General features: G+C 56.7%; 21 protein-coding genes. 12 read left to right on the forward strand and 9 right to left on the reverse strand.

What is annotated here, in order from left to right; all coding sequences use genetic code 11:
• The first annotated feature begins 30 nt into the window (after positions 1-30).
• From ACR3EH_RS05740 to pdeM, 12 genes are all read left to right on the forward strand, one after another.
• The gene (locus tag ACR3EH_RS05740) at positions 31-1437 is read left to right on the forward strand and encodes a type II and III secretion system protein family protein (RefSeq protein WP_171186879.1); all 1407 of its coding nucleotides are present in this window, start codon (positions 31-33) and stop codon (positions 1435-1437) included.
• 17 nt (positions 1438-1454) lie between these two features.
• Positions 1455-2081 carry an OmpA family protein gene (locus ACR3EH_RS05745; protein WP_171186880.1) on the forward strand — a complete coding sequence of 209 codons (627 nt, stop codon included), beginning with the start codon at positions 1455-1457 and terminating at the stop codon, positions 2079-2081.
• Between the two features lie 199 nt (positions 2082-2280).
• Complete coding sequence (locus tag ACR3EH_RS05750) at positions 2281-3519, forward strand: CpaE/TadZ family protein (protein WP_171186882.1); 1239 nt, start codon at positions 2281-2283, stop codon at positions 3517-3519.
• 24 nt (positions 3520-3543) lie between these two features.
• Positions 3544-4986, forward strand: a complete 1443-nt coding sequence (locus ACR3EH_RS05755) for a TadA family conjugal transfer-associated ATPase (protein ID WP_171094170.1) — start codon at positions 3544-3546, stop codon at positions 4984-4986.
• An 11-nt stretch (positions 4987-4997) separates the two neighbouring features.
• On the forward strand, positions 4998-5966 hold the full coding sequence (locus ACR3EH_RS05760; RefSeq protein WP_171186884.1) for a type II secretion system F family protein: 969 nt from the start codon (positions 4998-5000) through the stop codon (positions 5964-5966).
• Positions 5967-5975: 9 nt separating this feature from the next.
• The gene (locus ACR3EH_RS05765; protein ID WP_171186886.1) at positions 5976-6959 is read left to right on the forward strand and encodes a type II secretion system F family protein; all 984 of its coding nucleotides are present in this window, start codon (positions 5976-5978) and stop codon (positions 6957-6959) included.
• Between the two features lie 6 nt (positions 6960-6965).
• Positions 6966-7547 (forward strand): tetratricopeptide repeat protein, encoded by a 582-nt coding sequence (locus ACR3EH_RS05770; RefSeq protein WP_171186887.1) that lies wholly within the window; start codon positions 6966-6968, stop codon positions 7545-7547.
• A gap of 30 nt (positions 7548-7577) precedes the next feature.
• Positions 7578-8429 (forward strand): tetratricopeptide repeat protein, encoded by an 852-nt coding sequence (locus tag ACR3EH_RS05775; protein ID WP_171186889.1) that lies wholly within the window; start codon positions 7578-7580, stop codon positions 8427-8429.
• Between the two features lie 3 nt (positions 8430-8432).
• Positions 8433-8978 (forward strand): prepilin peptidase, encoded by a 546-nt coding sequence (locus ACR3EH_RS05780; protein WP_171186891.1) that lies wholly within the window; start codon positions 8433-8435, stop codon positions 8976-8978.
• Positions 8979-9095: 117 nt separating this feature from the next.
• On the forward strand, positions 9096-10403 hold the full coding sequence (locus ACR3EH_RS05785) for an ATPase (protein WP_171186893.1): 1308 nt from the start codon (positions 9096-9098) through the stop codon (positions 10401-10403).
• 40 nt (positions 10404-10443) lie between these two features.
• Positions 10444-12855 (forward strand): ligase-associated DNA damage response DEXH box helicase, encoded by a 2412-nt coding sequence (locus tag ACR3EH_RS05790; RefSeq protein WP_171647551.1) that lies wholly within the window; start codon positions 10444-10446, stop codon positions 12853-12855.
• Between the two features lie 40 nt (positions 12856-12895).
• Positions 12896-13558 carry a ligase-associated DNA damage response endonuclease PdeM gene (gene pdeM, locus ACR3EH_RS05795; RefSeq protein WP_171186896.1) on the forward strand — a complete coding sequence of 221 codons (663 nt, stop codon included), beginning with the start codon at positions 12896-12898 and terminating at the stop codon, positions 13556-13558.
• A gap of 2 nt (positions 13559-13560) precedes the next feature.
• On the opposite strand, the gene ACR3EH_RS05800 is transcribed toward pdeM, so the two are convergent.
• From ACR3EH_RS05800 to pal, 9 genes are all read right to left on the reverse strand, one after another.
• A complete protein-coding gene (locus tag ACR3EH_RS05800) occupies positions 13561-14247 on the reverse strand; it encodes a LytTR family DNA-binding domain-containing protein (RefSeq protein WP_371732022.1) in 687 nt (228 codons plus the stop codon).
• Between the two features lie 271 nt (positions 14248-14518).
• Complete coding sequence (gene folD / locus ACR3EH_RS05805; protein ID WP_171186900.1) at positions 14519-15409, reverse strand: bifunctional methylenetetrahydrofolate dehydrogenase/methenyltetrahydrofolate cyclohydrolase FolD; 891 nt, start codon at positions 15407-15409, stop codon at positions 14519-14521.
• A gap of 52 nt (positions 15410-15461) precedes the next feature.
• Complete coding sequence (locus ACR3EH_RS05810; protein WP_171186902.1) at positions 15462-15767, reverse strand: chorismate mutase; 306 nt, start codon at positions 15765-15767, stop codon at positions 15462-15464.
• 58 nt (positions 15768-15825) lie between these two features.
• The gene (locus ACR3EH_RS05815) at positions 15826-17502 is read right to left on the reverse strand and encodes a formate--tetrahydrofolate ligase (protein WP_171186903.1); all 1677 of its coding nucleotides are present in this window, start codon (positions 17500-17502) and stop codon (positions 15826-15828) included.
• Positions 17503-17667: 165 nt separating this feature from the next.
• On the reverse strand, positions 17668-18243 hold the full coding sequence (locus ACR3EH_RS05820; protein WP_171647553.1) for an MOSC domain-containing protein: 576 nt from the start codon (positions 18241-18243) through the stop codon (positions 17668-17670).
• Between the two features lie 98 nt (positions 18244-18341).
• Positions 18342-20258 carry an ATP-dependent zinc metalloprotease FtsH gene (ftsH, locus tag ACR3EH_RS05825; RefSeq protein WP_171094198.1) on the reverse strand — a complete coding sequence of 639 codons (1917 nt, stop codon included), beginning with the start codon at positions 20256-20258 and terminating at the stop codon, positions 18342-18344.
• Positions 20259-20333: 75 nt separating this feature from the next.
• A complete protein-coding gene (tilS, locus tag ACR3EH_RS05830; RefSeq protein WP_371732021.1) occupies positions 20334-21593 on the reverse strand; it encodes a tRNA lysidine(34) synthetase TilS in 1260 nt (419 codons plus the stop codon).
• The gene (gene ybgF, locus ACR3EH_RS05835; RefSeq protein WP_171647557.1) at positions 21584-22405 is read right to left on the reverse strand and encodes a tol-pal system protein YbgF; all 822 of its coding nucleotides are present in this window, start codon (positions 22403-22405) and stop codon (positions 21584-21586) included. The genes tilS and ybgF overlap by 10 nt, the downstream gene beginning before the upstream one ends.
• A gap of 4 nt (positions 22406-22409) precedes the next feature.
• Positions 22410-22916, reverse strand: a complete 507-nt coding sequence (gene pal, locus ACR3EH_RS05840) for a peptidoglycan-associated lipoprotein Pal (protein ID WP_171186911.1) — start codon at positions 22914-22916, stop codon at positions 22410-22412.
• Positions 22917-22930 lie beyond the last annotated feature (14 nt).

Here is a 22930-nt window from a genome sequence, read left to right on the forward strand (position 1 = left end):
AAACGAGGCGTGATCGGAGAGGCAGGTCACATGACAATACGTTCCTGGATCAGCGCAACCCTGCTGGGGTTGTCGCTTGTTGTTAGTCCGGTTGGCGACGCCGCCTGGGCTGAAACTTTGCGCGTGGTAAAAAAGGGTACAGTGGAAACGCTGGATGTCCCTATGAACCGCGCAATCGTCGTTGAAAGCGAGCAACCCTTTGCAGAGCTCAGCATTGCAAATGCGGGCATCGCGGACATCTCGTCGTTGTCGGACCGGACAATTTATGTTCTGGGCAAGGCCCCTGGCCTAACGACACTGACGCTGTTTGACGGGGCCGGCAACTTGCTGGCCAACGTGCGCGTACGTGTTTCACCAGATGTTACAGAGTTTAAAGAACGCTTGCGTCAGATTCTGCCGGATGAACCCATTGAAGTTCGGACAGCAAATGACGGCATCGTCTTGTCCGGGACAGTTTCAGGCTCGGCCAAACTGGCGCGTGCTCTGGAACTGGCCGAACGCTACGCACCAGAACGCGTCTCGAATCTGATGTCGGTCGGTGGCGTTCAGCAGGTAATGCTGAAGGTTCGGTTTGCAGAAATGAACCGGTCTGTGGCGAAAAGTCTTACAGCTTCACTTGGATTTGGCGGTGGCGACACGACTGGTGGCTTCAATACGCTCAACAACCAGTTCGCTCTGACAAACGCCTTGAACAACAACATTCCGGCACTTCAGGCGAACACCGGTGCGATTCTGTTTGGCTTTGGCGCAGGCTCGACACAGGTTCGTCTGTTGCTGGAAGCCCTTGAAACCAAAGGTCTTGCCCGCAGCCTGGCGGAACCCAACCTGTCGGCCCTGTCTGGGCAAGAGGCATCCTTCCTCGCCGGTGGTGAGGTTCCAATTCCGGTCCCGCAGGAAGAAGGTGTGGTGACCATCGAGTTTAAACCCTTCGGTGTTGAGATGGACTTTATCCCCCGCGTGGTGGATGGCGACCTGATCAACCTGGAAATGGCCACTGCGGTCTCAAGCATCGATAGCAGCTCGGACTTCACCATCAACGGTGACTCGGTTCCTAGCTTCATCACGCGCCGCGCAAAAACCACGATTGAACTGCGTGACGGTGAGAGCTTTGCCATTGCGGGTCTGATCCAAGACGACTTTGCGGATCTAAGTAACCAAGTTCCGTGGCTGGGTGATGTCCCGATACTGGGCGCCCTGTTCCGCAGCGCCGACTATCGGCGCGAGCAGAGCGAGCTTGTGGTCATCATCACTGCGCACTTGGTCACGCCTACACGCGGCGAAGCACTGGCGCTTCCAACCGACCGGGTCAAACCGCCCAGCGAATTTGACCTGTTCGTTAACGGCCAAGTTGCGCGCACACAGCGTGCCGGAGCTGGAGGCGCATCCGAGGTTGCCCGTCAGGACTTCGGTAGCTCCTACGGCTATGTCCTAGATTGATCAGGAGGATCGGACCAATGCAGAAGTGGATAATCACACTGGGTCTTACGGTCGCTGTTGCCGCATGTACGCGTGAAGCAGGATACGAGATCGATGCTGGAACCTTCGGAAACGCGACATTGAACAATATCCAGGTTCAGAACGGCGAACTGACATACGCCCAGATCCTCAGCCGTCGATTTGCTGCGGATGTACCAAGCCAAGTGAACTTTGCCTTTAATAGCTCACAACTGGACGCATCCGCCCAGCGGATTCTGTTGCAACAGGCCGACTGGATCAAACAGTTCCCCGAAGCCCGGTTCCGAGTCTATGGTCACACCGACGCCGTAGGCTCGACCAGCTACAACAAAAGTCTGGGTATGCGCCGGGCTCAGGCCGTCGTGAGCTTCCTTGAACGGCAAGGGATTTCACGATCCCGCTTGGAAGCCGTCGTGTCCTTTGGCAAGGCTCAGCCTTTGATCGCCACCCAGGAACGTGATCGCCGTAACCGCCGGACTGTGACAGAAGTTTCGGGCTTTGTTGATGGCAACCGACAGCTTCTGGACGGTAAATACGCCGAAGTCATTTACCGCGAGTATGTAGAAAGCGCGACCGCAAGAAGCTTGGTCGAAGACGTGACTGCAGAAGACGGTGAAGGTGGATAATTCACTCGAAATGGGCGGCATCGTCGCCCATTTCCCTACAATTGGTTCTTTTGCGCCCAATTCTCGCCCAACTTCAAAGCAACATTGTGAACAATAGGGTGACCTGCGGCCAAATTTGACCGTATTGGGGCGACAGCACATCAATCTGGCGGATTTCGTTCATATGACATGCTGAGCCCTCACGACGAGGATAGTGTTTATGACCAGCGCGACGCCGCAAGATGACAATTCAGCAATTTTGGCCTGCACCATAAGCCGGGATGTCCAGAATTTCGACCTTTTGATCGAAGACATGGAGGCCATTCTTGGAGAGCGTTGGGGTGATCTGGGCTTTGCCGAGGCGCTGGCCTTTTTCAGCCAACCAGAAGCTGAAACTCTTGAATTTGTGGCATTGGCTATCGACGGAGAGGATGAGGACAATCTCTCGCTGATGGGTGAGATCATCACCCAGGCCAAGGAAAAGAAGATCAAAGTTGTCCTGATCGCCGAGGATGTAACTCCCGCCTCGCTGCATCAACTGCTGCGTAAGGGCGCTGACGAATTCGTCCCCTACCCACTTCCGGAAGGTGAATTGCAGGAAGCGATTGAGCGCATGAAGCAGCCCGACCCAGTCGCAGTCGCACAGGCCGCCGCAGTGCCTTTGGCCAAAGGGGACTCAAAAGAGGGGGCGTTGTTCGTTGTACACGGACTGGCTGGCGGTGTGGGCGCGACCACTATGGCCGTCAACCTGGCCTGGGAGCTTGCCTGCGCGTCGGACAAAGATGCACCGTCTGTTTGCCTAATCGATCTGGATCTGCAGTACGGGACCGTGTCCACCTATCTGGACCTTCCGCGGCGCGAAACGGTCTTTGAGATGTTGTCAGACACAGAGTCGATGGACAACGAAGTTTTTTCGCAAGCCCTTCAAACATATGAAGAAAAGCTGCAAGTACTGACAGCGCCGTCCGATATGGTGCCATTGGATCTGATTACGCCAGACGATATTCAGCGTGTCATCGACATGGCCCGTGCGCATTTTGACTATGTCATCGTAGATATGCCCAAAACGCTGGTCCTGTGGTCAGAAACTGTGTTGCAGGCAGCACATGTGTACTTCGCTATGATCGAACTGGACATGCGTTCCGCTCAGAATGCATTGCGTTTGAAACGCGCCTTGCAAGCAGAAGAGCTGCCGTTCAACAAACTGCGCTTTGCGCTGAACCGCGCGCCCAAGTTTACCGATCTCAACGGTAAGAGCCGGGTAAAGCGTATGGGCGAAAGCCTTGGTATCTCAATTGATCTGCAATTGCCCGACGGGGGCAAACCAGTCATGCAAAGCGGTGACCACGGTCTCCCGCTGGCAAACTCGGCCGCCAAAAATCCATTGCGCCGGGAAATCGCGAAACTGGCGAAATCGCTTCACAGCCTTGGTAGCAGCAGCGCCGAAGAAGCTGCGTAACAACTTACCAAAGAGGTACCTGCCGTGTTTTCAAGATATAAAAAACCGTCCGCTGCACAGCCCGTGAAAACGCCGGCACAAACTGCCGAGCCGGCAGCGCCCGTTGCAGAGGCCCCCGCGACTACGACTGCGGTTGCACGCAAACCCCAAAAGAAGAAACCCGGCGAGGTTGCGGGTTCTGATCGTGATCGCAAACGCAAGGAACGGCTGGGCGAGATCAAAATCGAACTGCACCGGGAACTGCTGGAGAACCTGAACCTTGCCGCGTTGGAAAACGCGGGCGAAGCTGAATTGCGTGCTGAAATCAGCGCAATTGCCAGTGAGGTGCTGGAAACCAGGAATATTGTTCTGAACCGCGAAGACCGGTCGCAGTTGAACAAGGAACTATATGACGAGGTGACGGGCCTCGGCCCGCTCGAAACTCTGCTGCAGGACGATACGGTCAACGATATTCTGGTGAACGGCCCCCAACAGATTTTCGTGGAACGCGCCGGTAAGCTGGAACTCAGCGACATTACGTTCAAGGACGAAAAACACCTGATGCGGATCATCGACAAGATCGTGTCCGCTGTGGGCCGTCGTGTCGACGAATCAAACCCTTACGTTGACGCCCGACTGGCGGATGGATCGCGTTTTAACGCCATGGTTCCACCAATTGCCGTGGATGGATCGCTGGTTTCGATTCGTAAGTTCAAGAAAGACAAGCTTGGCATCGACGATCTGGTCAATTTCGGCGCGTTCACCGAAGAAATGGCCGCATATTTGCAAGCCGCAGTGTCAACCCGCCTGAACGTGATTGTTTCCGGCGGTACCGGTTCGGGTAAAACCACGACGCTGAACGCGCTTTCCAGTTTTATCGATGATGCCGAGCGTATTCTGACCATCGAGGATACGGCAGAACTTCAGCTGCAACAGACTCATGTGGGTCGGATGGAAAGCCGCCCGCCCAACGTGGAAGGCAAAGGCGAAGTCAGCCCGCGCGACTGTCTGAAAAACGCCCTGCGTATGCGCCCTGACCGCATCATCGTGGGTGAGACGCGTGGCGCGGAAGTGATCGACATGTTGCAGGCGATGAACACCGGACACGATGGATCAATGACCACGATCCACGCCAACTCGGCCCGTGACGGGATTTCGCGTCTGGAAAACATGATCGCCATGGCCGGGATCGAAATGCCGATCAAGGCCGTCCGCAGCCAGATTTCGTCCGCTGTGAACTTGATCGTACAGGCAAGCCGTCTGCAGGACGGTTCGCGACGCATGACCTCAATCACCGAGATTACGGGCATGGAAGGCGATGTGATTTCGATGCAGGAAATCTTTCGTTTTCAACGCGTTGGCCTGACACCCGACAACAAGATCATCGGGCATTTCACCGCAACCGGCGTGCGCAGCCACTATTCGGAACGCTTCCGTCTATGGGGCTTTGATCTGCCTGCGTCGATCTACGACCCAACCACAATGTAGGAGAACCGGGTATGCAATTGCCTATGGAGGCGATCATTTATGTCGCCATCTTTGTGGGGGTTCTTGCCCTGGTTGAAGGGATTTATCTTGTCGCCTTTGGCAAGTCCATCAGCCTGAACAGCCGAGTAAATCGCCGCCTGGACATGTTGGAAAAGGGTGCTGGTCGCGAACAGGTGCTGGAACAGCTGCGCAAAGAAATGCAGCAGCATATGAAATCGCAAAGCATCCCCTTGTACTCCCTGCTCGCGGACAAGGCTCAGAAGGCGGCGATTGCATTTTCACCTCGCCAGTTGATCATGATCATGGCTTTGGTGTCCGGCGTCGCTTTTGTCGGGCTGAGCATCGGTACAGCCACAGATACCGCGCTGCGGGCAGCAATCTCGATCGCGATTGGTATCGGCGGCGTTTACGCGTGGGTCAATCACAAGGCCAAGAAACGTATGAGTATGATCGAAGAACAACTGCCTGACGCGGTTGAACTGATGGTCCGCTCGCTGCGCGTCGGCAACCCATTTGTTTCGACCATTCAAGTAGTTTCAAACGAAGTCCAGGATCCGCTTGGCACCGAATTTGGGGTCATTGCAGACGAATGCGCCTATGGCCGCGACGTTGGCGAGGCGTTGAAAGATATGGCCGAGCGCTTGGACATGCAGGATCTACGCTTTTTGGCCGTAGCTGTTGGCATTCAGCAGCAATCAGGGGGTAACTTGGCTGAAATTCTGGCCGGCCTCGCCCAAGTGATCCGGGCTCGCTTCCGCCTCTTCCGCCGTGTGAAGGCCATCACCGCCGAGGCCCAGTGGTCCGGCAAGTTTCTGTCAGGCTTCCCGCTTGCCTGCTTGGTTTTCATCCTGGTCAAAGACCCGGGCTATTATGACGACGTATTGGACCATCCCTGGTTCATTCCCGCCTGTTTCGTTGTCGCCATTATGCTGACATTGAACCTGATCGTCATGAAGATCATCACAAACATCAAGGTCTGAGGGCGCATCATGGAATTTCTGACCAGCATCAATGACCTGTTGACCCAGCATCTGGGCGAGTTCGGGCCACTTATCGTTGTCGGCATCCTGGGTCTGATAATGATCCTCGTGGCAGTTTCTCTGATGATGAATCAGCCGGAAGACCCGTTGAAGAAACTGCAAAGATCAAACGCAGCCCCCAAAAAGCAAACAAAGGACAAAAAGGAACGGCTTCGCAACTCAAGCCGCAATGAGCAGCTTGAGAAATTTGCAACGTTCCTTGAGCCGAAAAACGAAGAAGAATACTCGGCCGTTGAACTGAAACTGCGCCAGGCCGGTTATCGGTCGAAAGACTCGGTGCGTTTCTTCCATTTCGCGCAGTTTTCGCTGGGTATTATTGGTATCCTGGTCGGAGTTCTTTTGATTACGGTGTTTTCCGGCGGTCAGGAATTCACCGGCCAACAGATGATTATCCGGATCTTTGTTCCAGGCGCGATTGGTTACTTCGCACCCAAGTATTGGATCACGCGTCGGGTAGAAGAACGGAAAGAGGCCATTACCGCAGGCTTTCCTGACACGCTTGACCTGATGCTGGTTTGCGTGGAAGCCGGACAATCACTGGATCAGGCCATCGTTCGAGTGTCGAGCGAAATGAGCGCCTCCTACCCCGACATCGCGCAGGAGTTCGAAATCGTCGCCCACGAGATGAAAGCCGGTAAGGACAAAGACACTGTTCTACGTGACTTCGGCACGCGGTGTGGTGTGCAGGATGTGAACTCGTTTGTGACTGTGATGATCCAGTCGGCGACTTTTGGTACATCCATTGCCGAAGCTCTGCGGGTTTACGCTGGTGAGATGCGTGACAAGCGCGTCATGCGCGCCGAAGAAGCTGCGAACAAGTTGCCGACAAAGATGACTCTTGTCACAATGATGCTGACCGTACCGCCGCTGCTGATTATTCTGATTGGTCCGTCGGTAAGGGTCATTTCGAGTTTTGGACGCGCGGGCGGATAGAACCCTATGAAAGCTGAATTCAGGTGCTTCCCTCTCGGGGTTCGCCGAATACTCTGGGCCACCACAGTTTGCGCTGTGGTGGCTTCCTGCACGGAAGGGCCGTCATCGAACGGTCTGGATGCACCGGGTGTTGATCACAATGCCCAAGCAGAAGACAGCATAACGGTTGGCAACAGGTTAATGGCCGCCGGAGAATATGAACTGGCATTGGAATCCTTTTCCCGCGCGGCTTTGGATCAGGGTATGACAACTCAGATCCTGACGTCTCTGGGTACAGCCAATCTTGGCTTGCGACGACTGGGCCAGGCTGAAACGCTGCTGCGCCGCGCCGTTGAGGACGATCCTGACTGGCCGGTTGCCTGGAACAATCTGGGCGTTCTGCTGATGGAAAAACAGGAATACCCCGAGGCCGCACAGGTGTTTCAACGGGCGTTTGCTTTGGACAATGGCGAAAGTGACGCAATCCGAGACAATCTGCGCTTAGCACTCGCAAAAATGGAAAATCCTGTTAATACTACTGTTCAAGAACAAGAATACACACTGGAACAGCAGGGCGATGGGCAATTTACGCTCCGCAAGATCCAGTAATTGAGGCAAGAGCAGTAAAGGACGCAAAAAATGCGCCAGCAATTCTTGATTCCGACTGTCATTATCAGCGGTCTGATCCTTTCGGCCTGTGCAAAGGAAACCGAAGAGGAAAAGGTTGAACGCACCTTTCAAGAGGTGAACGTCATTGACGAAACAAACTTGAACGATGTGCTTCTGAACGCAGCAGACCCCAATGAGGCTGTGACCTATTTCCATGGTGCCGCGAGCAAGAACCCTGACCGGATTGATCTTCAGCGCGGACTGGCTATTTCACTGGGCCGGGCCAAACGCACGACCGAAGCCGCCACCGCCTGGAAACGCGTGACGACTATGAAGGGCACGAACGCCGCTGACAAAGTCGAATACGCAGACGCATTGGTTCGCAACGGCGACTGGGCACAAGCCAAGACGGTGCTGGATTCCGTTCCACCGACCTTTGAAACCTTCAAACGGTACCGCCTTGAAGCAGTGGTTGCGGATTCACGCAAAGAATGGAAGCGGGCAGATCACTTTTATGAAACCGCTGTAGGTCTGACCACTCGGCCAGGCAGTGTGATGAACAACTGGGGTTATTCAAAACTGACCCGTGGGCAATATGCCGAGGCCGAACGCCTGTTCACTGACGCTATCCGTCAGGACAGTTCTTTGTTCACTGCCAAGAACAATCTTGTCCTCGCTCGGTCGGCGCAGGGAAATTATAGCTTGCCGGTCGTTCCGATGAGCCAGATCGAACGCGCACGGCTGTTGAACACGATGGCCATTTCAGCGGTCAAGCAAGGCGACGTTACCACCGCCAAGAACCTGTTCCGCGAAGCGATCGCAACGCATCCGCAGCATTTTGACGAAGCGGTCCGCTCGCTTCGTGCGCTTGAAGGGACCTGATACATGCACATCCCCGCAGCCGCCGCGGCTTGGTTTTTGCCGTTTGTGCTGCCGATCTGTTTTTACGTCGCCTTCACCGATATGCGTGACATGCGGATCAAAAACCACGCAGTTTACGCGCTGGCGCTCGTCTTTGTGGTGGTTGGTCTGATCGCGCTTCCACCCTGGTCCTCGGAATGGCTGAGCGGAAGTCTGGGGCCTCTGTCTGTGTCGTTGCCGGTATATGGCTGGCAACTGCTTCATATCGTTGTGATTTTGCTTTTAGGTATCGTTCTGAATGCCGCAGGAGCCATGGGCGCTGGTGACGCCAAGTTCATGGCGGCAGCATCAGCATTTCTTTGGTCAGACGACTTCAGGGTGATCGTATTGATCCTGATGGCCTGTATTCTGGCCGCTGTTGTTACACATCGGTTAGCCAAGCACACACCGCTGCGAGCCATAGCGCCGCATTGGGAAAGTTGGGATCGTGGCAAACAGTTTCCAATGGGGCTGGCTCTGGCCGGATCTTTGGCCATGTATCTGATTTTGGGCACTGTTCTCGGATCGTAAACTATCATCAGCACGCCTTGCGATTGCCTTTGTCCCGCCACAAAGCTGGGTCACTTTTTCTCCAAACCGCCCCCATTCGGGCATTTGGCGTGACAATTTGACGAACGAGCAACGCGCATGAATATGCAGACTTCCACAGTTATGGCCCCCCCTACCCCTAAGGGATTGGGTGAAATGAGACTTCCGCTGGTGATGATGCGGGACATCCTGCTGAAAACCGTCTTCCGCAAAAATGCCAGCACAGTTTCCGAAATCGCAGCGGCCATCTGTCTGCCCGGTTCCGTAACGCAAGAATTGGTCGACATAGCACGTGAACAGAAGCTGCTGGAAGCGACCGGAACGCTGAATGCCAACAGTGGTAACGAGATGGGGTATCAGCTGACCGATGCCGGCAAGGCCCGTGCATTGGACGCGCTCAGCCAATCAGAGTATTTCGGCGCAATGCCTGTTCCGCTGGACGTGTATCGCGAGCAGGTCAAACGCCAGTCTATCCGCAACATCCAAGTCACCCGAGAGCAACTGGTTGGTGCAATGGGTCATCTGGTTCTGCCCGACAGTCTGCTGGACCACTTGGGCCCTGCGGTCAGCGCGGGCCGGTCGATCCTTATGTACGGCCCTCCGGGTAACGGTAAATCCTCGATTTCGAACGGTATCCGCGACGCGCTTGGGGACAACGTCTATGTGCCTTACGCCATCGAATATGCCGGTCAGGTGATCACCGTCTATGATCCGATCGTACACACTGCGATCGAGCAAGAGCCAGACGACCCCAACAGCCTGCGTCGCCGCAAACGATTTGATTCGCGCTACGTCCAATGTGAACGACCCACCGTTGTGACCGGTGGTGAACTGTCGCTGAGCATGCTGGATCTAGTCTACAACCCGACTGCGCGCACATATCAGGCCCCACTGCAGCTGAAATCGACCGGCGGCATCTTCATCGTGGATGACCTTGGCCGTCAGGCCGAACCACCACAGGCGCTGGTGAACCGTTGGATCGTTCCGCTGGAAGAGAACAAGGATATCCTTGGCCTGCAATCGGGTGAGAAATTCGAAGTGCCGTTTGACACGCTGGTCATCTTCTCGACCAACTTCCACCCGAACGAGATCTTCGACCAAGCGGCGTTGCGCCGGATCTTCTTCAAAATCAAAATCGACGGTCCGAACCAGGAAAACTTCCTGAAAATCTTTGCCATGGTGGCCCGCAAACGCGGAATGCCGCTGGATGAGGCAGCGCTGGTGCATCTGCTGAAGGTCAAATACCCGACCATCAACAACATCTACGCCAACTATCAACCGATCTTCCTGATCGATCAGATGATCTCGATCTGCGAGTTCGAAGGCATCCCCTATCAGATGAGCCCCGAACTGATCGACCGCGCTTGGGCCAACATGTTCGTAAAAGACGAAAAAATCGTCAAATAACGCCATGCCAATTCCTCCGCCGGGCGGGTAATCTGTGTTCATGACGCAGATTCCCGCTCGGATTGGCACATGGTTTTCCGCCAAAGGCTGGTCCATTCACCCGCATCAGCATGAGATGTTCAACCGGGCGCAAGACCCCGCGACCTTGCTGATCGCGCCGACGGGTGGCGGAAAGACCATGGCCGGGTTTCTGCCAACATTGGCAGAGCTTTCTGACGGCCTTCATCGCGGGCTGCATACGATTTATGTTTCACCCCTCAAGGCACTGGCGGCGGACATTAAACGTAATCTGCGTACGCCTGTGGACGAAGTCGGCCTGCCCATCCGTATCGAAGATCGCACAGGCGACACCTCAGCCACTCAAAAGAAACGCCAACGCGTAGATCCGCCTCATATCCTGCTGACAACGCCCGAAAGTCTGGCCCTGTTGACCTCTTACGAGGATGCGCCATGTATGTTTGATGGGGTGCAGCGGATCATCGTTGATGAAATTCACGCGTTGGCAGAAAGCAAACGCGGTGATCAGCTTATGCTGGCCTTGGCGCGTCTGCAGCGCCTCAACCCCGATCTGCGCCGCGTTGGTTTGTCGGCCACGGTCGAGGACCCTGGTACAATTGCCCGTTTTCTGGCCCGCCATCCTGACCCATGCCAAATCGTACAGGCAGATCCCGGCCCGGACCCGGACATCCGAATGTTGGAAACGGTCGAGATGCCGCCTTGGTCTGGTGGTGGCGCGGCTTATGCGATCCCCGCCGTGCTCGAACAGGTCCGGCAACACAAAACTACGCTGATCTTTCACAACACCCGCGCGCAGGCCGAAATCTTCTTTCACAACCTTTGGCTGGCAAACGACGACGGCCTGCCGATTGGCATCCATCACGGCAGCCTGGACCGGCAACAGCGTGAGAGGGTTGAGGCTGCGATGGTCCGGGGCGATCTGCGCGCCATCGTTTGCACAGGCTCTTTGGATCTGGGCATTGATTGGGGCGATGTGGATCTGGTGATCCAGATCGGCGCACCCAAGAATGTCAAACGTCTGGTTCAACGGATCGGACGCGCCAACCACCGCTATAACGCGCCTTCCAAGGCCCTTTTGGTGCCTGCCAACCGGTTTGAGGTGGTCGAATGCATCGCCGCGCTGGAGGCCGCAAAAGCCCATGATCTGGATGGTGAACCGCGCGGTCCCGGCCCTCGCGATGTCTTGTGCCAGCACATCCTGATTGCCGCCTGTGCCGGACCGTTCGACGCCGATGACCTTTACACCGAGATGACATCTGCCGGGCCTTTTGCAGGATTGGCCCGGCCCGCGTTTGACGCGTGTCTCGATTTCTGTGCCACCGGCGGCTACGCACTCAGGGCCTACGACCGCTGGCAGCGGTTGCAACAGCGTGCCGACGGGCAATGGCAGTTGCGTGATCCCCGCGCAGCTTCGCGCATTCGTATGAATTTGGGGACGATTCAAGACACAGACACTCTGAAGGTGCGCCTTAAGCGCAGCCGGGGCGGCAAGCCGTTGGGAGAGGTTGAGGAAGCTTTTGCAGCCTCATTAACGCCCGGCGACACCTTTTTGATTGGCGGGCAAATCGTGCGATATGAGGGCCTTCGCGCAATGGTGGTCGAGGTCAGCCGCCGCGCTGATCGCAAGCCTAAGATCGCGACCTTCTCGGGCACAAAATTCGCGACCTCTACCCAGCTCAGCGACCGCATTCTGCGCATGTTTGCCCAAAGGGACTGGCCGCAACTGCCTTCTCATACTGCGGACTGGTTAGCCTTGCAGCGGCAGATCTCGCGCCTGCCTCAGCGCGACCGCTTGCTGATCGAAAGCTTTCCAAGCGACGGCCGGGAACATCTATGCGTTTATGGTTTCGCCGGCCGCAACGCCCAGCAAACACTCGGCCTGCTACTAACCAAACGGATGGAAGATACCGGCTTGGCCCCGATGGGCTTTGTTGCGACTGACTACGCCACGCTTATCTGGGGTCTGGATGCTGTCACCGACCCTACCCCGTTGCTTCAACGCGACGCGCTGCGCGCCGGGTTGGACACCTGGCTGGCTGGCAATGCCGTGATGAAACGCACCTTTCGGGCCTCTGCCACCATAGCGGGCCTGATCGAACGTAATACGTTGGGACAAAGGAAAAGCGGGCGGCAGGCGACGTTTTCGTCGGACATTCTTTACGATACCCTGATGAAATACGATCCTGACCACCTGCTGATGCAGATCACCCGTGAAGAAGCCATGCGTGGGCTGGTTGATTTTGGCCGGATCGAAGCGATGCTGGACCGGATCGGAGACCGCGTGGATCTGCTCCGGCTGGATCGTGTATCCCCTTTGTCTGCTCCGTTGTTTCTGGAGGTCGGGAAAGTGCCTGTCAAAGGCGCGGCAGAGGAGCGTTTGCTGGCCGAGGAAAGCGCTCGTCTGATGCAGGCGGCCGGGCTTGATCAGCTTTGATCCCCTTGCGCCGGATGCAAAAACGCGTCAAGAACGTATCATGAACATATGCGAGTTTTCTTTAGCAGGACAGCGTCTCGTCGCGTTGCCATCGGGCGCACTGTGGTGGCCCGAGCGCCAACTACTGTGTGTCTCAGACCTGCACCTTGGTAAGTCCGAACGAATGCTGCGGCGCGGTGGACCCGCATTGCCCCCTTATGACACAAGCGAAACACTGGATCGGTTGGCAGGTGACTTGGAACGCACCAACGCGGAAACTGTTATATGCTTGGGCGACAGCTTTGACGACCTTGATGCCGCGCAGGCGTTGCCTTCAGCCGAAAGGCTTCGGATTTCTACATTGCAGGCCGGACGCAAATGGATATGGATCGAAGGCAACCACGATCCTGGGCCGATTGAGCTGGGTGGCGCACACTTGTTCGAATGGCGCTGCGATCCGCTGGTCTTTCGCCATATCGCAGAGGACCATCCGCAAGGAGAAGTCTCTGGCCATTACCATCCAAAAGCGCAAATTCGTGTGAAAGGAAGACATATCTCTCGGCCCGCTTTTCTGTTGGACAGCAACCGGCTGATCCTGCCAGCTTACGGTGTTTTCACGGGTGGGTTGCGCAGCTCAGACCGGGTTCTGGCCGACCTCATGGACCAGAACGCAACAGCAATCCTGACCGGCCCGCACCCGCACATGATACCGATGCCGCGCTGAAGTCAGATCAAACCGTCCTGTTCCAGCATTGGTTTATACTTGCGGCTGACCGGCACCAGATCGCCGTTGACCAGCTTTAGAAAAGTCTTGCCGCCTGTTTTCTCTACACCAGTGATGGAGTCATCAGTCACCCAATGTGAGCGGTGCGAGCAGTGACCGGGAACCGGTTCCATCTCGGCAATGGCATCCGTAAACCGCGACCGAAGCGTAAAGACACCTTCTGAGGTCACGACATCCACATTGTGATCCCGAACAGTCAGGCGATAGATCTGCCCATCGAAATCAGGTGGCAGACGATTGACAAGTCGCGGCTTTTCTTCATCGGACGTGGGTGTCACTGCAGCCTGCAATTCATGACGCTGCACAAAAACCAGACCTGTGGCCAACAACACCCCATAAACAGCTACGGTTTGCGCCCCCGGTGCCATTTGGCCACCACAAGTGAACAAGATCCACGCCAAAAGCCAAAGCGAAGGTGTAAACAAAGACAGGATCAGAGCAGCGAAGGCTAAATCACGGGCTGGAATGTTTAACAGCAGAGGGCTGTTTAGCATCAGTTTCCGAACCAGCCCGGTTACAGAAAGCGCCAGAACCATCACTCCGGCCCAAAACAACAGACGCAAACCAAAATTTAGCTCGGATACAAGAAAAGGTGGAAACGCATAGGCCAGCAAAGGAAGAAAAACCACACCCGCTGTAACTCTCTGCGGAGTACATGCATTTCGAATTAAACTTAACTTAGACGTCATACTGCTTTTGTACGTACATTGCCCGAGTGCAATACACACAAGGGAAACTCAACCTGTAAACAACTGGGAATACAGGCTTATCACGATTTTTCAAGCTGGGGAAGTCATTCAAAATCCGATCGCCCCTGACGCTTTGGTGCAGTCCGATCTTATATTGCACTCAAGGGAGGGGTGTCGGGCCGCTTAGCACGGCCCGACCCACAATTCGAACTTAAGCAGTCAGACCTTCAGGCTCTGGCAGACCGTTGGACCGGCAACAGGCGGTCAGAGTGTTGGCCAGTAGGCACGCGATGGTCATCGGACCCACGCCACCCGGAACCGGGGTGATTGCGCCCGCACGTTCAGCCGCGCTTGCGTAATCCACATCGCCAACCAGCTTGTTCTTGCCATCGCGCTCGATACGGTTGATGCCCACGTCGATAACCGTGGCGCCTTCCTTGATCCAATCGCCCGGCACCATCTCGGGACGGCCGACAGCGGCCACAACGATGTCCGCGCGGCGTACAACGTCCGGCAGGTCTTTGGTGCGCGAATGCGCGATGGTCACGGTGCAGCTGTCGCCCAGCAGCAACTGCGCCATCGGTTTACCCACGATGTTCGAACGGCCAATCACCACGGCATCCATGCCCGACAACGAGCCATGATAATCGCGCAGCATCATAAGGCATCCCAGCGGCGTACAAGGCACCATCGACTTCTGACCAGTACCCAGCAGGCCCACGTTCGAGATGTGAAAACCATCGACATCCTTGGCAGGGTCAATCGAGTTGATCACCAGATCTTCGTTCAGGTGCTTCGGCAGCGGCAGCTGAACCAGAATACCGTGTACGGTAGGATCGTTATTCAGCTTGTCGATCAGGGCCAGAAGATCTTCTTCCGAGGTTTCGGCATCCAACTTGTGTTCGTACGAGTTCATGCCAACCTCAACGGTCTGCTTGCCCTTTGAGCGGACATAGACCTGACTGGCCGGGTCTTCACCGACCAGAACCACCGCCAATCCGGGGGTGATGCCGTTTTCTTCTTTCAGCTTAGCAACCTGATCAGCCACTTGCGCGCGCACTTTGGCCGCAAATGCCTTACCGTCGATAACCTGCGCTACCATCCTTTGATCCCTTCTTTCAAAAACGGATCGGGCGCAAAATGCGCCCGGTCAGTCAGTCAGAGCCGAGCACACGCTCTTCGCGGGCAATCGACCAGTCTATCAAAATTCGCCAGAGTTCTTCGGCAAGATCGGGGTCCATACCCAGTTCATCGGAACTCTTGCGCACGCGCTGCACCACCTCTTCGACACGGTCCGGGATTCGGGCGGGCAGCCCTTCGCCGGGTTTCAACTGGGACGCTCGGTCGATGTAACTGGCGCGTTTCACCAGCATATCGATCAGTTGGCGGTCCAGCCTGTCGATCTGAACGCGCAATTCCTGCATCGTGCTACAGTCTTGCGGCGGTGTCAGAGTGGGCATCGCGGTCTCCTCATGGCCCGGGGAAGTCCCCGGACCACGAGATGGTTCAAAATGCGGCTTAGAACAAGCCCTCGATCTCACCTGCGTCGTTAAGGCAGATGGTTTCAGCAGCCGGTTTGCGGGGCAGACCGGGCATTGTCATGATCTCACCGCAGACAACGACGATGAAGCCAGCACCTGCGGACAGGCGAACCTCACGTACCGGAACCGAGTGACCGGTCGGCGCGCCGCGCAGCGTCGGATCGGTCGAGAACGAGTACTGGGTTTTCGCCATGCAGACCGGCAGGTTACCGTAACCGGCTTCTTCCCACTCGCGCAGCTGGTTGCGGATCTTGTTGTCGGCCAGAACCTCGTCCGCGCGGTAGATGCGTTTGGCGATGGTTTCGATCTTCTCGAACAGCGGCATGTCGTCGGGGTAGATCGGCGCGAAGTTCGCGGAACCACCTTCAACGATTTCGACAACCTTTTCGGCCAGCGGTGCCGACCCTTCCGAACCCAGTTCCCAGTGACGCGACAGAACCGCCTCGACCCCGTGCTCGCCGCAATAGTCTTTCACGGCCTGAACTTCGGCGTCGGTGTCGGTGACGAAGTGGTTGATGGCAACGACGACCGGCACACCAAACGACTTCACGTTCTCGATGTGACGACCCAGGTTGGCACAGCCCGACTGAACTGCGTCGACGTTTTCGGCACCCAGATCGGCTTTCGCAACGCCGCCGTTCATTTTCATCGCCCTTACAGTGGCAACCAGTACAACTGCCGACGGGGCGATGCCCGCCTTGCGGCATTTGATGTTCATGAACTTTTCAGCGCCCAGATCCGCACCAAAGCCCGCTTCGGTCACGACGTAGTCAGCGACTTTCAGAGCGGTCTTGGTCGCGATGACCGAGTTACAGCCATGCGCGATGTTCGCGAACGGGCCACCGTGAACAAAGGCCGGGTTGTTTTCCAGCGTTTGCACCAGGTTCGGCTGCATCGCGTCTTTCAGCAGAACGGTCATCGCGCCTTCTGCCTTGATGTCGCGGCAGTAGACCGGTGTCTTGTCGCGGCGATACGCAACGATGATATCACCCAGACGCTTTTCCAGGTCTTTCAGGTCGTTGGCGAGGCACAGGATCGCCATGACCTCGGACGCCACGGTGATGTCGAAACCAGCCTCACGCGGATAGCCATTCGACACGCCGCCCAAGCTGGCGGTGATCTGACGCAGCGCACGGTCGTTCATGTCGACCACACGGCGCCATGCGACACGGCGAGTGTCAATCTCACACTCGTTGCCCCAATAGATATGGTTGTCGATCATCGCCGACAGCAGCGAGTGGGCCGAGGTGATGGCGTGGAAATCGCCGGTGAAGTGGAGGTTCATTTCCTCCATCGGAACAACCTGCGCGTAACCGCCACCTGCAGCGCCACCCTTCATGCCGAAGTTCGGACCAAGCGAGGCTTCGCGGATACAAATCATGGCGTTCTTGCCAATGCGGTTCAGGCCGTCACCCAGACCAACAGTCGTGGTGGTTTTGCCTTCACCTGCAGGGGTCGGGTTGATCGCAGTCACCAGAATCAGTTTGCCGTCTTCGCGGCCCTGAACCGAGTTGATGAAGTCCTGGCTGACCTTGGCTTTATCGTGGCCGTAGGGCAGCAGATCCGCAGAGTCGATGCCAATTTTGGCACCGATTTCCTGAATCGGCTTTTTGTTCGCTTCACGTGCGATTTCGATATCGGATTTGTAGCTCATTGGCCGGGGTCCTTAATTGAATACCGTGCAAAGCCGACGCAAAACGTCGGCGCTGCGCATTCCATACCCTTGTGTACAATCTCAATAGCCATGGATTCCGACATTCTGGTGTCGCGAAGCGTCGTAAGGTCATTTCGTGGGTTTCTAATCGGAAACCCGACCCGTTTATGGCGCCCAGTTGGGTTGATCCGGAACAAACAAAGCCAAGCGATCGCCAAGCTCAATCCGCCCCGGGCGCTCGACCCATCCTGTTATGCCGCGCCGCCCCACCGCCGCCGGTTTGAACGCGGCGCCATGCCCGGGTTGATCCGCCTCGATCTCGCGCCCCGGCAAAACGCAAGGCGCGTTCTCCATGTCTACAGTTATCGTCAAACCACCCCCCGCCTGTAGCCGAGAGGACGGGGGAACGTGCGAGAAATCGGGGATACCCTTCAGCACGATCGATGCACCAAGGTAAGCCGGATCAAGCGCATCGAGATCCATCTCAAGCGCAATCTGTTCAAGCTCTTCCACAGAAAGCACCGACAATTGACGGACATTGCGAATCTCTGTGCCTTGAGAATAGAGGTTCTTGACCCGCACACAGGATGCACGGTTGACGCCTGCGTGTCGTTCACCCTTCACGCCATCGAAGCCCAGGTTCAGCGCCTGGACCGCTTCGGCGCGCAGCGATTGCCCAGCAGGGACATAGCCGAGCCAAACCACTTCGGCTGCGTATTCAGTTTCCCGCAAAAACGGCATGTTGTTTCCCTGTTCCTTGGCACTTACGGGCGCACATTGCCCGGCAAGGACCTGAAGAAAAGAAAAGAGACCCGGGCCTCGGCCCGGGTCTTTGGTGATTATGTGGTGGGTTCAGGCTCCATCCCGCCCTCGGGCGGGGACTTCTTTGCCTTCGTCTTGGGAATGGCCGTAACGCTGGGTGCATTGCCTTCGTCCGGCTTGTCGCCTTCGTCATCGCCTTCGGTCGGCGATTCACCATTCATGACGCGCTTGATCTCGTCGCCGGTCAGGGTTTCGTATTCCAGCAGACCTTGGGCCAAACGCTCCCATTCTTCGTTCTTGTCTGTCAGGATCTTGTGAGCGCGCTCATAGCCTTGCTGAATCAGGCGCTTCACCTCTTCCTCGATCAGCTCTTTGGTATGCGCGGACACCGAGAACCCGGCAGTGTTGCCCTGATAGCCCTCATGCGCCTCGGCATAGTCAATATTGCCGACCTTGTCAGACATACCCCAGCGCATCACCATCGCGCGGGCCAACTGGCTGGCTTGCATGATGTCACCGGCGGGACCGTTCGAGACGTGGTCTTCACCGTATTTAATGACCTCAGCGGCCTTACCAGCCATGGTCATGGCCAGCTTCTGCTCGCACTCATCGCGGTGATAGTTCAGGCGGTCCATTTCCGGCAGAGAGACGACCATACCCAGCGCACCGCCGCGCGGAATGATCGTCGCCTTGTAGACCGGGTCACACAGCGGCAGTTCCAGACCAACAACGGCATGACCGGCCTCGTGATAGGCGGTCTTTTCCTTCTGGTCCTGGGTCAGCACCATCGAGCGACGCTCGGCCCCCATCATCACCTTGTCTTTGGCGTTCTCAAAGTCTTCCATTGTGACAAAGCGACGACCCACACGTGCCGCCATCAGCGCAGCCTCGTTCACAAGGTTCGCCAGATCAGCACCCGAAAAGCCTGGCGTGCCTCGCGCGATGATGCGCAGATCAACATCGGGGCCCAGAGGTGTTTTGCGCGCGTGCACGCCCAAAATCTTCTCGCGGCCTTTGATGTCGGGGTTGCCGACGGTCACGTTGCGGTCGAACCGGCCCGGACGCAGCAGCGCGGGGTCCAGAACATCTTTACGGTTGGTCGCCGCCAGGATGATCACACCTTCGTTTGCCTCAAACCCGTCCATTTCAACCAGCAACTGGTTGAGGGTCTGTTCGCGTTCGTCGTTACCGCCGCCGTAACCGGCACCACGGTGGCGGCCCACAGCGTCGATCTCGTCGATGAACACAATACAAGGCGCGTTCTTCTTTGCCTGTTCGAACATGTCGCGCACGCGGGATGCACCAACACCCACGAACATCTCAACAAAGTCCGAACCGGAAATGGTGAAGAACGGAACACCCGCCTCACCTGCAATCGCGCGGGCCAGAAGTGTTTTACCTGTACCCGGAGGGCCAACCAGCAACGCGCCTTTTGGAATCTTGCCACCGAGGCGGCTGAACTTCTGCGGGTTGCGCAGGAATTCAACGATCTCTTCCAGTTCTTCCTTGGCTTCGTCGATGCCAGCCACGTCATCAAATGTCACACGGCCATGCTTTTCAGTCAGCATCTTGGCCTTGGACTTGCCAAAGCCCATCGCACCGCCTTTGCCGCCGCCCTGCATCCGGTTCATGAAGTAAACCCAAACGCCGATCAGCAGTAGGAAGGGCAGCAGCGTGATCAGGAACGACTGGAACCCAGACTGCTGTTGTTTGACCGCTTGAACCGGAATGTTCTCATCGATCAGCAGCTTTGTTACCTCGGCGTCGCCGGGCTTGATGGTGACATAGGTCGCGCCGCTTTCGGTGGTATAACGAATCTGCTCGCCATCCAGCGTCACGTTTTTGACTTCACCGCTTTGGACGGCACCGACAAAGTCGGAATATGTTCTCTCATTGCTCTGAAGCGTTCCACCCGGTCCACTGAACAGATTGAACAGTGCCAGAATAAGCAGGAACAGAACGACCCAAAACGCGATATTGCGAGCGTTGCCCAAGGAAAATCTCCCAAAAGTTTCGGCAGGTGAGGAACTGCCAAGTTGTCACTTAAAATAGAGAGGATTGTTCTATGTTCAATGCGATAAAAAAGATGCGTCAAACGCGGGCCAATCCGAGACCGGATCAGCCTGCCATCCATTGGCAAATCCCGCAAGTGGTGCTGCAAGAACCGTTTCACCCGCCCAAACGGCAGGCGTTGCGGTCAAAGCAAGCCTGGGACGCCCGGTTGCGCGCCAATCCGGAACCTGCAGCAACCCTTTTTCGCCCAACGCCCGGATTTCCACGCCTGGGATTTCCGGCCCGGTCAGCACCCATTTTCCATCCCAGACAGCGCCAGATGCGGCAATTTGGCCCTCTACGGCCTTAAATTCCCTGCAAATCCAAACACTCGCGCCTTTTGGCACGAGCAGACATCCGGCAATTGACACGGCTTGACCGTGAACTACCGCATCCATAGCCTGCTCCAAAGCCGACTGGCGCGGGGGATAGCCCTGCCCCGCAATCCATTGAAGTGATCCCAGCAACACGCGTCTCTGGATTTCCCGCGGCAACGCGGCAAAGCCAGCCTGGTCCACCCTCACATCGCTGTGGTCAACCTGTGCCACATTCCGCGCGGATTCCTGCGCAAACACGGCCAACGCCCTATGCGCCTGAGCCAAATTTTCCGCCACACGAGATAAAGACAGCGCATCGATTCCCAAGGACGAAAGGCTTTGCAAGGCATCGCGGGCTTTGATCCGGTCAAATCGCATGTCCTGATTCGATGGATCCTCAACCCAACTCGCTCCGATTTCAGTTAGGTAGGCGCGCAGCCTGTCGCGAGTGATCCCCAGCATTGGGCGCAGCAACGTTACCCCATCCCTTTGCCGCACGGGCGACATACCTGACAGACCCGTCACGCCAGAGGATCGACCCAACCGCATCAGCAGTGTTTCGGCCTGATCGTCTGCTGTGTGTCCCAAGGCAATTGCACCGATATCACGGGCCTTCGCCCAGTTTATCATCAGACTGTACCGCGCTTGTCGCGCTTGATCCTGAAGATTGCCTTTTTCGTCCCAACCCGACCACCTCAAAATGTCATGCTGCACTCCAAGAGCCGCCGCCTCACCGGCAACGGCCTCGGCCTCCTGCGCGGCTTCCGGGCGCAAACCATGATCAACTGTGACGGCGTAAAGAGTGATTGCCTCGGTTTGCGCAATTGCGTGCAACAGATGCATCAAGGCGATGGAATCTCCACCGCCTGAGACTGCGATCCCCAATTCGCTGGGCAAATTGTCCGGCAACCGATTCCGAAGATTGGAAATCAGGCTGTCTGGCTGAGTGCTCAAGAACACCCCAGCGCGGTCATCTCTTGCGTGGCGTTCGACAAAGCGGGCGCAGAGGGGAAACGCACCCCGACCTCGTTCAGCGTGATACAGGCCTGATCGGTTTGTCCCAATCGGCCCAATGCCGCGCCCAGCTCATACAGAGCCTCGGGGGCAAAGGCCCCCTCGGAATCACCGGTAAAGCTGGCCAAAAAGGCACGGGCCGCTTCGCGGGTGTCGCCCAGACCTTCAAGGGCGTGGCCTCGTTTAAGGTTCGCTTCAGGGGCCAGAGGGCTGCCGGGATAGTTTGCCTCGAACTGCGCAAACATGGTAGCGGCGGTCTGGAAATCCCCATCGGTCAAAGCTTGCGACGCCGTATCGAAATCTGCGCGCTCGCCCACGGCAAGCTCGGTTTGGTCAGTTGCAGGTGGCGTTGCAACGTTCGCCGAGCCCGTTTCTGACACCGTGTCACCGCCCAGTGTTGATGTTTCCTCAAGCGCGGACAGGTCTCCGCCTTCCAGTTCGACCAGCCGAAACTCCAGATCCCCGATGCGGTTTGTGCCGTCAGTGACGATATTCTGCACCCGTTGGTTCAATTGCTCGGTCTGGCGCGTCAGACGCTGCAGCTCTGCTTCAATCGCGTCGACACGCTCAAGCACCGAACTGCCGGAAAGGTTGGGCGCAGGCGATCCTGTGGTGGAAAACTCGCGCTTCAGGCGCTGTATCTCGACATGCAGCACAGTCAGCTCCTGACGAATATCCGCCAAGGTCTGCTGATCCTGTCCCTTTGCCACGCCCGCCGTTGCCACGACGGCTGCCAAAACCCATCCTGCAATACGCATCGTCTTACCCCAAAGTTGACCCGGTCAGCACCGTCACCGCGCGTCGGTTTTTGGAATAGCAGTCCTCGGTGCTGCAAATCTCGATCGGGCGTTCCTTGCCGTAGCTGACTGTTTTAAGTCGATTACCTGCCACACCGCGGGAAATCAGATATTCGCGTGCAGCGTTAGCCCGGCGCGCACCCAGTGCAAGGTTGTACTCCCGCGTACCCTGTTCATCCGCGTGCCCTTCAATCGTGGCGACAAAATCAGGGTTGGCCAGCAGCCATTCAGCCTGCCCTTGCAGCACTGTTTGTGCCTGCGGCGTAAGGGTGGACTGATCAACAGCGAAAAGGACACGGTCGCCAACCGTCTGCTGGAAATACGCCGGCGAACGTGGGTCGCTTGGCGAGCCCGGCACGATTGCGCCAGTGCCACCTGCGCCACCGCCCCCCAACGCAGAAGGGTCGTTATTTGTACAGGCGGCAATCACACTCAGTGCGCCCAGCGCCAGAACTTTGCTCAATACGTTCATTTCAAGTGCCTCGT

Source organism: Ruegeria sp. BG7, assembly GCF_056535685.1.